This is a genomic window from Caproiciproducens sp. NJN-50 (assembly GCF_004103755.1).
Lineage (GTDB): Bacteria > Bacillota > Clostridia > Oscillospirales > Acutalibacteraceae > Caproicibacter.
The window spans coordinates 1714827-1729087 of record NZ_CP035283.1 but is presented as its reverse complement, the minus strand read 5'-3'; the positions used below and the strand labels follow the sequence as shown (position 1 = coordinate 1729087).

Annotated in this window: 13 protein-coding genes; all 13 read left to right on the top strand. The window is 56.8% G+C overall.

The genetic code is table 11. The features are described from left to right. Nucleotides 1–9 precede the first annotated feature (9 nt). The 13 genes from rpmI to EQM14_RS08245 all read left to right on the top strand — a co-directional run bounded on the left by rpmI (nucleotide 10) and on the right by EQM14_RS08245 (nucleotide 14261). Nucleotides 10–207, top strand: a complete 198-nt coding sequence (gene rpmI, locus EQM14_RS08305; RefSeq protein WP_128742510.1) for a 50S ribosomal protein L35 — start codon at nucleotides 10–12, stop codon at nucleotides 205–207. 48 nt (nucleotides 208–255) lie between these two features. Continuing rightward, nucleotides 256–609 carry a 50S ribosomal protein L20 gene (rplT, locus tag EQM14_RS08300; protein WP_128742509.1) on the top strand — a complete coding sequence of 118 codons (354 nt, stop codon included), beginning with the start codon at nucleotides 256–258 and terminating at the stop codon, nucleotides 607–609. 63 nt (nucleotides 610–672) lie between these two features. Then, a complete protein-coding gene (locus EQM14_RS08295; RefSeq protein WP_128742508.1) occupies nucleotides 673–1488 on the top strand; it encodes a TrmH family RNA methyltransferase in 816 nt (271 codons plus the stop codon). After that, on the top strand, nucleotides 1485–2657 hold the full coding sequence (dprA, locus tag EQM14_RS08290) for a DNA-processing protein DprA (RefSeq protein WP_128742507.1): 1173 nt from the start codon (nucleotides 1485–1487) through the stop codon (nucleotides 2655–2657). Before EQM14_RS08295 ends, dprA begins: the two co-directional genes overlap by 4 nt. A gap of 61 nt (nucleotides 2658–2718) precedes the next feature. Then, complete coding sequence (topA, locus tag EQM14_RS08285; protein ID WP_128742506.1) at nucleotides 2719–4800, top strand: type I DNA topoisomerase; 2082 nt, start codon at nucleotides 2719–2721, stop codon at nucleotides 4798–4800. Then, nucleotides 4797–6119, top strand: coding sequence for a methylenetetrahydrofolate--tRNA-(uracil(54)-C(5))-methyltransferase (FADH(2)-oxidizing) TrmFO (gene trmFO, locus EQM14_RS08280; protein ID WP_128742505.1), 1323 nt, complete (start codon nucleotides 4797–4799; stop codon nucleotides 6117–6119). The genes topA and trmFO overlap by 4 nt, the downstream gene beginning before the upstream one ends. A 15-nt stretch (nucleotides 6120–6134) precedes the next feature. Further along, entirely contained in the window at nucleotides 6135–7145 is a 1011-nt protein-coding gene (gene plsX / locus EQM14_RS08275) for a phosphate acyltransferase PlsX (RefSeq protein WP_128742504.1), read from the top strand. Between the two features lie 28 nt (nucleotides 7146–7173). Further along, nucleotides 7174–7848 carry a ribonuclease III gene (rnc, locus tag EQM14_RS08270; RefSeq protein WP_243112472.1) on the top strand — a complete coding sequence of 225 codons (675 nt, stop codon included), beginning with the start codon at nucleotides 7174–7176 and terminating at the stop codon, nucleotides 7846–7848. Next, a complete protein-coding gene (locus EQM14_RS08265; protein WP_128742502.1) occupies nucleotides 7848–8897 on the top strand; it encodes an elongator complex protein 3 in 1050 nt (349 codons plus the stop codon). The genes rnc and EQM14_RS08265 overlap by 1 nt, the downstream gene beginning before the upstream one ends. After that, on the top strand, nucleotides 8863–12435 hold the full coding sequence (smc, locus tag EQM14_RS08260) for a chromosome segregation protein SMC (RefSeq protein WP_128742501.1): 3573 nt from the start codon (nucleotides 8863–8865) through the stop codon (nucleotides 12433–12435). Before EQM14_RS08265 ends, smc begins: the two co-directional genes overlap by 35 nt. A gap of 20 nt (nucleotides 12436–12455) precedes the next feature. Next, on the top strand, nucleotides 12456–13400 hold the full coding sequence (gene ftsY, locus EQM14_RS08255) for a signal recognition particle-docking protein FtsY (RefSeq protein ID WP_207668575.1): 945 nt from the start codon (nucleotides 12456–12458) through the stop codon (nucleotides 13398–13400). Then, entirely contained in the window at nucleotides 13375–13962 is a 588-nt protein-coding gene (gene rdgB, locus EQM14_RS08250) for an RdgB/HAM1 family non-canonical purine NTP pyrophosphatase (protein WP_128742499.1), read from the top strand. Before ftsY ends, rdgB begins: the two co-directional genes overlap by 26 nt. Further along, a complete protein-coding gene (locus EQM14_RS08245) occupies nucleotides 13956–14261 on the top strand; it encodes a YhbY family RNA-binding protein (protein WP_128742498.1) in 306 nt (101 codons plus the stop codon). Before rdgB ends, EQM14_RS08245 begins: the two co-directional genes overlap by 7 nt.

The window sequence follows — 14261 nt, the reverse complement described above, 5'->3', positions numbered from 1 at the left end:
GGGGCAGTTATGCCTAAAATCAAAACACATACCGGTGCGAAAAAGCGCTTTAAACTTTCAAAAAACGGCAAGGTGATCCGTGCCCATGCCTATAAATCTCATATCTTGAATAAAAAGACCACCAAACGCAAGCGCGGCCTGCGCAAAACGACCCTGGCCGACAAGACGAACGTGGCAACGATTAAAAAGCTGATTCCTTATAAGTAAATACTGCTCGTAAAACGGAAATCTACCATTTATTGGAGGTATTATAGAATGGCACGTGTGAAAGGCGCGTTGATGACGCGCAAAAGAAGAAAAAAGACATTAAAACTTGCAAAAGGTTATTTTGGCGCCAAGAGCCGTCACTTTAAAATGGCCAAACAGGCCGTCATGAAATCAGGCAACTACGCGTTTGTCGGACGCAAGGCCAGAAAAAGAGATTTCCGCCGCCTGTGGATCACCCGGATTTCGGCCGCCTGCCGCGCGAACGGCGTGAGTTATTCCATGTTCATGAACGGACTGAAAAAGGCCGGAATCACGCTGAACCGTAAAATGCTTGCGGAGATTGCCGTTGCCGATGAAGCCGCTTTTAAAAGCCTGATCGAAAAAGCAAAATCCGCGGTATAAATACCGAAAGCTGCGCCCGGCTGGTTCCGGGCGCTCATTTTATCCGTTGGGGGTTTTGACCGTATGCCCGAGATCATTTTAAGCCGCAGAAATGAAATTATTCAAAATGCCGTCCGGCTGTCCGGCTCCGCGGAGTGCCGCAGGGAGCGCGGACTGTATTTCCTGGAGGGGGCGCGGCTTTGCGCGGACGCGGCGTTCAGCGGCGTAACGATCCGAATGCTGCTGTATACGGAATCCGCAGGGGGAAAATACGGAAAATACCTCGCTCCGCTTTTCAAAAACGCGCGGGAATCCTATCTGGTCGGCCCACAGGCGGCGCAGGCCCTGTCACGCACCAAGACGCCCCAGGGGATTTTCTGCATCTGCGAGATGCCGCGCAAAATCCTGAAAGGCTCCGAGCTGCCGGCGTCCGGCTCCTATCTTGCCCTGGAAAACCTTCAGGACCCCGCCAACATGGGAACGATTTTACGCACGGCGGAAGCGTTGGGAGTCGGAGGGGTCCTGCTGGGAGGCGACTGCTGCGATCTTTATTCCCCCAAGGTCCTCCGCGCGTCCATGGGGGCGGTGTTCCGCCTGCCGATTTATAGGGAAGAGAGTCTGCCGGAGCTGTTTCCGGATCTGAACCGGCGCGGGTTCACCACAGCCGCGGCTGTCCCCGACCGCGACGCTTTGCCGGCGACGGAAACGGATCTTTCAGCGCCGTGCGTGCTGGCGGTCGGAAACGAAGGAAACGGGCTGACGCGGGAAACAAGGGAAGCTTGTTCCAGAGAGATCACCATCCCGATGACGGGAAGAGCGGAATCGCTGAACGCATCCGCGGCGGCGGCGATTCTGATCTGGGAAATGATGAGAAACAGGGCGGGGGGCGCCGCGACATGAGCGATTATGACCCAAAGGCTTTCTGGCTCTGGCTGCAGCATGCGCTCGGAGCCGGAAGCTCCAAGCAAAACCGCATCCTTGAAGGATGGAGAAATCTGGAGGATTTTTATGCGGCTGGCCGGGAAGCCTGGCTGCTGGAGGGATATTTTACCGCGAAAGAGCTCCGCGGTATGGAAACCTATTCCATTTCCGATGCACAGGCTCTTTTGGCTTACTGCGAAAAGATCGGTCAAAAGGTGACGGCTCCCGATTGCGACGATTACCCCGGCCCATTGCGTCAGATCCACAATCCGCCGTGCGCACTTTATTACAAGGGAATCCTTCCCGATTTTTCAAGCGAGCCCGCCATATCGATTGTCGGGACCAGAAAAGCGACGCAGACCGGCAAGGCCGCCGCGCGCAGCTTTGCGTATGAACTGGCTCAGAACGGAGTGGTCGTTGTCAGCGGCGGCGCGCTTGGAATCGACACCGCGGCCCATCAGGGCGCTCTCCAGGCGGAAGGGAAAACCGTCTGCGTCCTAGGTTGCGGAATCGACACGGACTATCTGATGGCAAACGCATCCCTGCGCGGCGTCATAGCGGAAAAAGGGGCGCTGATTTCTGAATTTCCTCCCCAGACACAGGCGTCCGGCTCCAATTTTCCGATCCGGAACCGGATCATTTCCGGATTGTCGTTCGGGACCCTTGTGGTGGAGGCCGCCGCGAAGAGCGGTTCCCTGATCACGGCGGATTACGCGCTGGAACAGGGGCGCGATGTTTTTGCGGTCCCGTGCGGTATTTTCAGTCCCGTCTCGGCCGGCGCAAACAATCTGATCAAGTCCGGAGCAAAGCCGGTCAGCGGAGCAAAAGAGATCCTTGAGGAATACCCTGAATGGAGAAAAAGTAAATTTTTCCTTGACGATACAAAAACAAATGTTATTATAGAAGAGAATAGCGTGAAAAGCGATTCTTCTTTGGAAAATAAAAAGCGGGCTGTGCCCTGTGAGGATAAATTTTCGCCGGATGCGCAAATACTATTGTCCGGTTTGACCGACAGGCCGTGCCCGATTGCCGAACTGGCCGAAGTCACCCGGCTTCCGGCTGCGAGGCTGCTTTCCGCCGTGACTGAATTGGAACTGGAAGGCGCGGTCGAATCCCATTCGGGCCGCCGCTACAGTCTGCGGCGCTGACGCTCTTCTTGCCGCTTGCCCGGTATGGAGCGGAAAATGTGAATCAATGCGAGGTGGTTTTATGTCCAAGCTGGTGATTGTGGAATCTCCGGCGAAAGCGAAGACGATTAAAAAATATCTCGGGACCGGTTTCGATGTCGTGGCGTCCATGGGCCATGTGCGCGATCTGCCGGAAAACCGTTTAAGCGTGGATATCAAAAATAAGTTCAAGCCGAAATACGAAATTATCAAGGGAAAGGAGAAGCTGGTACAGGAACTGAAAGACCTGGCGGGCAAAAGCGATTCCATCCTTCTCGCGACCGACCCGGACCGGGAGGGCGAGGCGATCTCATGGCATCTGGCCTATATCCTCGGCTTGGATATGAACCAGAAAAACCGCGTCACTTTCAATGAAATAACAAAAACCGGCGTTTCAAACGGGATGCAGAATCCCCGGAACATCGACCTTGACCTGGTCAACGCGCAGCAGGCGCGCCGCATTCTGGACCGGCTGGTCGGTTACAAGCTCAGCCCGTTTCTGTCACAGAAAATCAGGCGGGGGCTGTCCGCGGGGCGGGTGCAGTCCGTCGCGGTGCGCATTATTGTGGACCGGGAAAACGAGATCCGCGGCTTCGTTCCGGAAGAATACTGGACGATCGACGCGAAACTGATTCCAAAAGGATCCCGCAAGGTTTTTGCCGCAACTTTTTACGGCGATGAGAACGGCAAAATGAAGATCTCCAGCGAAGAGGAGTCCAATCGGATTCTGGAAGAGTTGAAGGGCGCCGATTTCAGCGTTGTCAAGGTCAAAAAGGGAACGAGGCGCAAATCCCCGGCGCCTCCGTTTATCACTTCGACCCTTCAGCAGGAAGCGTCGCGCCGGCTCGGATTTCAGGCCAGGCGGACGATGAAGGCTGCACAGGAGCTGTACGAAGGCGTGGAGGTCCCGGGACTTGGGGCCGTCGGCCTGATCACCTATATGAGAACGGATTCGCTGCGCATTTCGGAGGACGCGATCAAGGAGGCGGGCGATTATATCCGGGAGCGGTGGGGGAACAAATATCTTCCGGATTCTCCCCGCCATTACAAGTCGAGGGCAAATGCTCAGGACGGCCACGAAGCGATCCGGCCCAGCATGCCGTCTCTTCCCCCGGAAAAGGTGAAGGAAAGCCTTTCGTCCGACCAGTATAAGCTTTATAAACTCATTTGGGAACGGTTTTTGGCCAGCCAGATGTCGAATTGCCTGCAAAGCACCACGCAGGCCGATATTCAGGCAAAGAACTACATTTTCAAAGCCTCCGGATTCACGGTCACCTTCGACGGATTTACCGTGCTTTACGAAGAAGCCAAGGACGAAAAGGAAGAAGAAGGTACGGCCCTGCCCGAACTGGAAGCCGGCATGCCGCTGAAGCTGAAGGAGATCGCGGGCAGCCAGCACTTCACGCAGCCGCCCCCGCGCTATACGGAGGCCTCTCTCATCAAGGCGCTGGAAGAAAACGGCATCGGGCGCCCGTCCACTTACGCCGCGACGATTTCCACCATTACGGGAAGAGAGTACGTGGTCCGCGACGGAAAGGCTTTGAAGCCGACGGAACTGGGAGAGACTGTCACCAACCTGATGAAGGAACGGTTCCCGAAAATCGTCAACGTCAAATTTACCGCGCAGGTAGAAGATGATCTCGACGCGGTTCAGAGCGGGAAAACGGACTGGGTCGAAACGCTGGAGGTTTTTTACGGAGATTTTGACAAAACGCTGAAAACCGCCAAAGAAGAGATGCAGGGGGTCAAGATCCAGCTTAAGGAGGATGTGACCGACGTCATCTGTGAAAAGTGCGGGCGCCATATGGTGATTAAAAACGGCCGTTACGGAAAGTTCCTGGCCTGTCCCGGATATCCGGAGTGCAAAAATGTGAAAAAATACGTGCAGGAAACCGGTGCCGAATGCCCGAAATGCGGCGGAAAGGTCATTGTTAAAAAAACCAAAAAAGGGCGCGTCTTTTACGGCTGCTCCAATTACCCGAACTGCGATTTTGTCTCCTGGGACGAACCTTCCATGGAAAAGTGTCCGAAATGCGGCAAAACGCTTCTGAAGAAAAAGGGAAAGCATCCGAAGCTGTACTGCGTCACGCCGGACTGCGGATATGAAAAAACGGAGGAAGAATGAGCATCCGGGTGATCGGAGCCGGCTTTGCCGGCTGCGAAGCGGCTTGGCGGATCGCAGAGGCCGGGATTCCGGTCGAACTGTATGAGATGAAGCCGCTCCGATTTTCTCCGGCGCACCGGAACGGGAATTTCGCGGAGCTTGTCTGTTCCAATTCCCTGAAAGCGGAGCGGCGGGAGAGCGCCGCCGGGCTGTTAAAGGAGGAGATGAGAAGGCTTGGATCGGTGCTGCTGCCTTGCGCGGACGCCTGCCGCGTGCCTGCCGGGGGCGCGCTCGCAGTTGACCGTGACGCATTCGCAAAAGCGGTCACGGAAAAAATCGCTTCTCATCCGATGATCCATGTGGTCCGGGAAGAATTGACGGAGCTCCCACCGGACGGCATTGCTGTGGTCGCGACGGGGCCGTTGACTTCCGACGCGCTGGCGGAGAAAATTTCCGCTCTCTGCGGCGGAAGCCTCAGCTTTTTCGATGCGGCGGCCCCGATCGTAACGGCGGACAGCCTGAATCGGGAACGGATTTTCGCCGCGTCCCGATATGGCAAGGGGGAAGAGGACGACTACCTGAACTGCCCGATGGACCGCGGGGAGTACGAAGCCTTTTATGCGGAGCTGATTTCCGCCGAGCGCGCCCCGGTCCGCGAGTTCGATATCGCCGACCCGAAGGTGTACGAGGGCTGCATGCCGGTCGAAATTCTGGCCCGGCGCGGACCCGATACCCTGCGGTTCGGGCCAATGAAGCCGGTCGGCCTGCGCGATCCGGCGACAGGGCACCGGCCATGGGCGGTGCTTCAACTGCGGAAGGAAAATGAATCGGGCACGATGTATAATTTAGTCGGCTTCCAGACCAACCTGAAGTTTCCGGAGCAAAAACGCGTGTTTGGTATGATACCCGGGTTGGAGCGTGCCGAATATGCGAGATACGGCGTGATGCACAGGAACACATTTTTAAATTCGCCGAAAGTCCTTACCTCCGGCTTTGCTTTCCGGGAAAATCCCAACCTGTTTTTTGCGGGACAGATGACAGGCGTGGAGGGCTACATGGAATCCGCCGCGTCCGGAATCATGGCCGGGATCAATGCCGTTAGGCGCCGGTCCGGCGGGGAACCTCTGATCCTGCCGGAGACGACCATGATCGGCGCGCTCAGCCGTTATGTCGAATCCGGCGGGGCCGGGGCGTTTCAGCCGATGGGCGCGAATTTTGGCGTGATCCCGCCGCTGCCGGAAAAAATCAGGGACAAGCGGGAACGCTGTGCCGCTCTGGCGGCGCGCGCGCTGAACGATCTGGACCGGGTTTTGGCGGAAGAAAAAGAGACGTTCAATTGAATCGAGGTGCTGGATATGAAAATCATCGTCGATGCGTTCGGCGGAGACAACGCTCCGCTTGAAATTATCAAAGGATGCGCGGATGCCGTGAAAGGGTTGGACGTCGACATCGTTCTGACCGGTCGGGAGCAGGAAATCCGCACGGTCGCGAAGGAAAGCGGCGTGTCCCTGGAGCGGATGGAAATCTGCGACGCCCCGGAAATCATTACGATGGAGGATTCCGCCGGCGATATCGTGAAAGCAAAATCGGATTCCTCCATGGCCCTCGGCCTGCGCCTTCTCGCACAGGGAAAGGGGGACGCCTTTGTCTCCGGCGGGAACAGCGGAGCGCTGGTGGTCGGGGCGACGCTGATCGTCAAGCGGATCAAGGGGGTCCGGCGCATCGCCTTCGCGCCTGTCATGCCGAAAAACAAAGGCTGCTTTATGCTGATCGACAGCGGCGCCAATGTGGACTGCAAACCGGAAATGCTGCAGCAGTTCGGCATCATGGGTTCCATTTATATGGAGAAGGTCATGGGGATCAAAAATCCCCGCGTGGCGCTCGCGAACATCGGAACGGAGGACCATAAGGGCGGAGAGCTCCAGCACGGCGCGTTCTCCCTGCTGAAAAACTGCGGACTCAATTTTGTCGGCAATGTTGAAGCCCGCGATATTCCCAACGACGCCGGAGACGTGATTGTGGCGGACGGCTTTACCGGCAACGTCATTCTGAAGATGTTCGAGGGAGTGGCGATGATGCTGATGGGAAAATTGAAAAACATTTTCACGCACAGCGTTAAAAACAAGCTGGCGGCTGCCGTTTTGCTCAGCGATGTGAAGGCGCTGAAAAAGAATTTCGACTATAACGAATACGGCGGAGCTCCGCTGATGGGTTGCTCCAGGCCGGTCTTCAAGACGCACGGCAGCGCGAAAGCGAAAACGGTTTATAACGCTCTGCGATTGACGAAGGCGTATGTGGAAGGCAATGTCGTGGACGAAATTGCCTCCAGTGTCGCGAAATACGGCTCGTCGGAAAAGAAAGACTGACGATTACCTACGAAAGGGGGCGTTTCGGTTGACTGAACTGGAAGAAAAGCTCGGTTACCATTTTAGAGATCAGGAGTATCTGAAAACGGCATTGACCCATTCTTCTTACGCAAACGAAAACAAAGTCCCCGGCGGGAGCAACGAAAGGCTGGAATTTTTAGGCGATTCCATCCTCGGGCTGGTGGTGGCTGATTATCTGTACAAAAGCTTTCCCCACCTGCCTGAGGGCGACCTGACCAAGAAACGGGCGGCTTTGGTCTGTGAGAAAGCCTGCTGCGGGTTTTCCCGGCAGCTTGGCGTGGGAAAGTATCTCCTGTTAAGCCGGGGAGAACAGAACTCAGGCGGGAGAACCCGCTCCTCGATTCTAGCGGATGCGTTTGAATCCATCACCGCCGCCATCTATCTGGACGGCGGGATGGAGGAAAGCCGGAAATTCATCCTGGGTTTTGTTCTGCCTCTCTTACAGGAGACCAGGCCGAGAGTTTTTAAGGATTATAAGACCTTCCTGCAGGAAATCGTACAGAAAAATCCGGAAGAAATTCTTGAATACGTTTTGACCGGAGAAAGCGGTCCGGACCACGACAAGCATTTTACGGTCGAGGTCCGGCTGGACAACAACGTGATCGGCAAGGGCGGCGGCCGCAGCAAAAAGGAAGCGGAGCAGCAGGCGGCGCGCGAGGCTCTGGAATTGATGGGACACTGATGCGGCACGCAAACGTGGCTCTCTTCGTGCCGAACAACGGCTGTCCTCACGCATGCAGCTTCTGCAGCCAGAAGAGCATTACGGGAAAAGCCGTTCAGCCGGAGCCCGCCGACGTGATTTCCGCGGCTGAAACGGCTTTGTCCAGTTTGGGGGAGCGGGCAAAATCCGCTGAGATTGCTTTTTTCGGCGGCAGCTTCACCGCGTTGGAACGGACTTACATGATCTCGCTTCTGGAGGCGGCGTATCCGTATATAAAAAGGGGATCCTTTGCAGGTATCCGGCTTTCCACCCGCCCAGACGCGGTCGATTCTGAAATTCTTTCGATTCTGCGGAATTACGGTGTGACCACCATTGAACTCGGCGCCCAGAGCATGGACGACCGCGTGCTGGCTCTGAACGAAAGAGGGCACACCGCGCGGCAGGTAAAAAGTGCCGCCGCCCTGATCCATACCTATGGCTTTTCTCTCGGCCTGCAGATGATGACCGGCCTGTATGGCGATACCGTATCCGGCGCATGGAATACGGCGGAGGAACTGGCTGCCTTATCCCCCGACTGTGTGAGGATTTACCCGACCATTGTCCTCAAGGGGACGAAGCTGGGCGAATTGTTCCTACTGGGAAAATATCATCCGCCAGGAATGGAGGAAACGGTCAGCCTGTGCGCCGGATTGCTCGATTTTTTTGAAGAGAGGCGCATTCCGGTGATCCGCCTTGGGCTGCATGCTTCGCCGGAGCTGGAGCGGGACACTCTGGCGGGACCCTGGCATCCGGCGTTCCGAGAGCTTTGCGAAAGCCGGAGAATGCTGGACAGGATCACCCGCAGCCTGACGGTGAGCGGAGTGCCGAAGGGCCGGATCGTGATCCGGGTCAATCCGAAAAGCATCTCTGTTGCGAACGGACAGAAAAAGCGCAATCTGAAGGCGCTGTCGGCATTCGGCTATTCCGCGGCGCTGGAACAGGACGCGGCCCTGAGCAGGGGGGATTTTCAAATTTGTGATGCGGGAGGGAAAAGGCTTGCTGCTGAAATCGCTGGAGCTCCAGGGCTTTAAAACGTTTCCGGACCGGACGACGCTGACTTTTCACGACGGAATCACAGCGGTGGTCGGACCGAACGGAAGCGGAAAGAGCAATATCAGCGACGCGGTCCGCTGGGTGCTCGGGGAACAGTCCGTCCGCTCCCTGCGCTGCACGAAAATGGAGGATGTCATCTTTGGAGGAACGCCGGCCAGAAAGGCGCTCGGCTTTGCTGAGGTCACTCTGAATATCGACAACACCGGGCGTCAGCTTCCCTTTGAGTCCGACGGCGTCGCCGTAACGCGCCGCTATTATCGTTCCGGAGAGAGCGAATATCTGATCAATAAAACGAACGTCCGCTTAAAGGATGTCAACGAGCTGTTCATGGATACCGGCCTCGGCCGGGACGGGTATTCCATGATCGGGCAGGGCAGGATCGACGCCATCGTCGCGGCCCGCAGCGAAGACCGGCGGGAAATTTTTGAAGAAGCGGCGGGAATTTCCCGCTTCCGCTACCGCAGGGAGGAGTCCGAGCGCCGTCTTTCCCAGGCGGAGGACAACCTGCTGCGCCTCAACGACATTCTGGCGGAGCTGGAAAGCCGGGTGGGACCGCTGGGGGAGCAGGCGGAAAAGGCGAAGGAATACCTGAAACTGTCAGAGGAAAAAAGAAAGGCCGAAATCAGCCTGTGGCTGAGGACCCTGAACCAATCCGCGCTCATTCTGCGGGAGCAGGAGGATAAAATTCTGGCGGCAAAGTCCCAGCATGACGCGGCGGAACAGTCGATCCTTTCGCTGGACGAGGAACTGGAAAAAATCTTCAGCCGGTCAAACCAATTTTCCGCGAGCATCGACGAGACAAGAAGGCTTGGGACGGAGCTGCAGGAGAGTGCCGCGCAAAAAGACGCCGAAGCATCCGTATTGAAAAACGACATTCTCCACAACCGCGAGAACATAGAGCGCATTCAAACCGAAATGGAGCAGAGCCGCCTTTCCGGGGAAGAGCTTCTGCGCATGATTCAGGATAAGGAAAAACAGATCGAAGAAAAAAACGGATATGTCAAAAAGAGAGACGCAGATTTTGCCGACTGTTCCGCGAGGCTGGAGCAATTGAAGGGCAGCCTGAGCGAAACGGCGGGCAGGATGGACGGCTTTACCCGCGAAATGACAGAACTGTCCTCTCAGGCTACGGATTTCAGAATGCTCGAAATGACGGCGTCCGCGTCCATTGCGGAGATCCGGCTCCGCCTGAATGAAATACATAAAAATGCGGAAGAAATCCGATTAAAGCATGAATCGCTGAAAGAAAAAGAGAAAGAATACTTACAAAAGCTGGAAAATTATGACCGACGGATCGAAGCGCTCGGCAATACGGTGCAGGGACACGAAATGCGCTTGAAGACCCGCCGGGACCGCTTGGAAGCATCCCGCAGGCAAAGCGACGGTCTCCGTCTTGATCTGGAGGACCACCTTCGCAGGGCCCGCCTGTTGGAGGATTTGGAACGCAATCTGGAAGGATTTTCCCAAAGCGTCAAGGCGGTGATGAAGGAGGCCTCCCGCGGTGCATTAAACGGAGTTCACGGCCCGGTTTCCAGGCTGATCCGCGTTCCGAAGGAATATGCCGTGGCCGTTGAAACGGCGCTCGGCGCCTCCATGCAGAATATTGTTGTCGGTACGGAGCAGGACGCCAAACGCGCCATCGGTTTTCTAAAGGACAGAAATTCCGGCCGTGCCACCTTCCTTCCGCTCTCCGTGATCAAAGGCAGGGTTCTGGCGGAGCCGGGTTTGTCCGGATGCCCGGGTTTTGTCGGAGTTGCCTCCGGACTCTGCTCCTGTGACCCGCGGTATCAGGAGATTTTAAAATCCCTTCTGGGCAGAATCGCCGTCGCGGAAAATCTTGATTTTGCCGTTCAGATTGCGGGGAAATACGGGTATCGGTTCCGTGTTGTAACGCTGGATGGCCAGGTGGTGAACGCGGGGGGTTCCCTGACGGGAGGTTCCCTGGCGAAAAATTCCGGTCTTCTGAGCAGAGCTTCCGAGATCGAGGCTCTGAAAAAGCAGGCGGAAGAGCTGCGCGTAAAAGCTGACGCTGCCGCCCAGACGCTGAAAGCAGCCGCACAGGAAGTCTCATCGGAAGAAGCCGGCCTTTCGGCGTCCAAGGGAGAACTTGCGACAGTTCAGGAGGAAAGAGTCCATGCCGACGCGGAGCACCGCAGAATCCTTGCGGACCTGCAAACCGCGGAGAAGAGCGCAATCAGCCTGAAGCAGGAGGAAGCGACGGCAAATGCGCGTCTGGAAGAGCAGGGAAAAGCCGTCCGGAACGCGCAGACGGAATCGGAAAGACTGAACGGTCAGATAGAAGCCCTGAAAACGGAGCTTGAAAAGGCCGGGGGCAGCCGGGATGAAATCAGCACGGAACTGGACAGGCTGACCGCCGATCTGAAGCAAATCGAGCTGGACCGCCTCTCCGCACGGAAAGACGCGCAGTCTCTTCGGGATACCGTGGGGGATCTGGAAAAACGCAGTTTGGGGCAGAAGGAAAAACTTGGCGTCCTCGCGGATCAGATCAAGGAAATTGAAACTTCCAACGCCGAACTGAACGCCAGGATCGAACGCCTTGGCCAGGAGGCCGGCGAATTGCGGAACCAATCGAAGGAAGCGGCCGAAAAAGCCGATGGTCTGAACCGGGAGCGCATGGAGCTGGAGAAAAAGTCGGTGGAGCTGCGCGCTTCCGAACGGGAAAAGTCAGAGGAAAAGGAAAAAATCGGCCACGAGCTGGCTCGCCTGGAAGAGCGCAGGAACAACCTCCAGAAGGAATACGATGAGATTATTTCCCGTCTGTGGGAGGAGTACGAGTTGACCCGCCGGGAGGCGGAACAGGAGGCGGAACCCGCACAGGACCCAAAGGAAGCGCAGCGCAGGCTGAGCGAGCTGAAAAGCAGAATTAAATCGCTCGGCACGGTCAACCTTTCTGCCGTGGAGGAATACAAGGAGGTTTCCGAACGGTACGAATTTATGAAGGCGCAGATCGCGGACGTCGAGCAGTCCCGGGATGAGCTGAAAAAGCTGATCGGCGATCTGACCGGCCGGATGCGCGACCTGTTTTCGGTCCGGTTCGAGCAGATCAACCGCTGTTTCTCCGAGACCTTCCGCGACCTGTTCGAGGGCGGCGAAGCGGGGCTTTCCCTCAGTGAGCCGGACGACGTTCTTGGTTCCGGAATCGAAATTTCCGTTCAGCCGCCGGGGAAAATCGTCTCTCATCTGGAGGCGCTTTCCGGCGGAGAAAAGGCTTTGGTGGCAATTGCGCTGTATTTTGCCATTATGAAAGTGAATCCGCCGCCGTTCTGCGTTTTGGATGAGATCGAGGCGGCTCTCGACGACGTGAACGTCAATCGGTTTGCCGCTTATCTGCGCAGAATGACGGAAAACACGCAGTTTATCGTCATCACGCACCGGCGCGGAAGCATGGAGGAAGCCGACGTTCTGTACGGCGTGACCATGCAGGAGGAGGGCGTTTCCAAAATGCTGGAAATGCCGGCGTCCGAACTGGAGATAAAAATGGGAATCAAGCCCTGAGGGGCAAGGAGGGGAAACCCGTGGGACTATTTTCAAAAATCAGGGACGGCCTGAAAAGAACAAGGGAAAGCATGGGCGCTTCCGTTTCGGCCATGCTGAGTTCTTTTACCCAAATAGACGAGTCCCTGTTTGAGGAGCTGGAGGAGCTCTTGATTCTGGGGGATGTCGGGGTTGCGACTGCCGGCCGCATCTGCGACGAGCTCCGCCGGAAAGTCAGGGAACAGGGGGTAAAGGACCCGAACGCCGTTTATGATCTGCTTCGCTCCATTGTGGCGGATCTGCTCCGCGGCGGAGAAGAACTGAAAATCGAAACCAAACCCTCCGTGATTCTGGTCATCGGGGTCAACGGCGTGGGCAAGACCACGACAATCGGCAAGCTTGCGGCCCTGCTGGAAAAGCAGGGAAAAAAAGTGATCCTGGGCGCGGCGGATACCTTCCGCGCCGCCGCGATCGAACAGCTGGAAGTGTGGGCGCGGCGCTCCGGGGCGGAGCTGGTCAAACAGACGCAGGGCAGCGATCCGGCTTCCGTGGTGTTCGACTCCGTCGCCGCCGCCAAGGCCCGGGGAGCGGATGTCGTTATCTGCGATACGGCCGGACGGCTTCACAATAAAAAGAACTTGATGGAGGAGCTTGCCAAAATCAACCGCGTGATTCAGCGGGAAGCGCCGGACGCAGACCGAGAGGTCCTTCTGGTCCTGGACGCGGCCACCGGGCAGAACGCCGTCAATCAGGCGCGGGAATTTCAGGCCGCCGCCGACATCACGGGGATCGTGCTGACAAAGCTGGACGGAACCCCGAAGGGCGGCGTAATTCTGTCCATTCGGGAGGAGCTGAACCTGCCGGTAAAATTTATCGGGGTTGGAGAGCAGGTGGATGATCTTCAGGCATTTGATGCGGACCAATTCGCGAGGGCATTGTTTGAAAGAAAGGAAGAATCGGATGAGATTGATCGTGGCGACGCATAATCCAGACAAAGTCGTGGAATTTCAAAGAATTTTATCGCCTCTGTCCGTGTCGGTGGAAACGGCGGAGCTTGAGGAAGTGGAAGAAACCGGCCGGACCTTTGAAGAAAATGCCCGTCTAAAGGCGGAAGCCGCCTGCCGGGCTACCGGGCTTCCTGCCGTCGCAGATGATTCCGGGATCGCGGTGGACGCCCTGAACGGGCAGCCGGGCGTTTATTCCGCACGGTATGCCGGGGAAGGAGCCAGCAGCTCCGACCGCAATCAAAAGCTGCTCAGCGCACTCCGGGACGTCCCCGTGGAAAAACGCGGCGCACGGTTCGTCTGCGCGATCTGCTGCGCGTTCCCGAATGGCGGCAGGATCACGGCGCGGGGCGAATGCGCGGGTTCCATCGCCTTTGCCACAAAGGGCGAAGGCGGGTTTGGCTACGATCCGCTGTTTCTGGTCGGGGACAAGTCGTTCGGGGAACTGTCGGGAGAAGAAAAGGACAGAATCAGCCACCGGGGGCGCGCGCTGCGCGATTTTGCTGAAAAATTGAAAGAGTATGAGGAGCAATCAAAATGCTGACGGGAAAACAGCGCGCCTATCTGCGCTCGCTTGCCAATCCGATCGATACGATCCTGATCGTTGGAAAATCCGGGATCGGGGACGATCTGGTCAAACAGGCCGGCGATGCACTGACCGCGCGGGAACTGATCAAGGGAAGAGTGCTGGAAACTTCGCCCGTTTCCGCCCGGGAAGCGGCGGACCGGATCGCCGCCCTGGTTCACGCCGAATCCGTGCAGGTGATCGGTTCCCGGTTCGTTTTGTACCGCAAAAACGAAAAGGACCCGAAAATAATGCTTCCCAAAGCGGGAAAAAAGTAA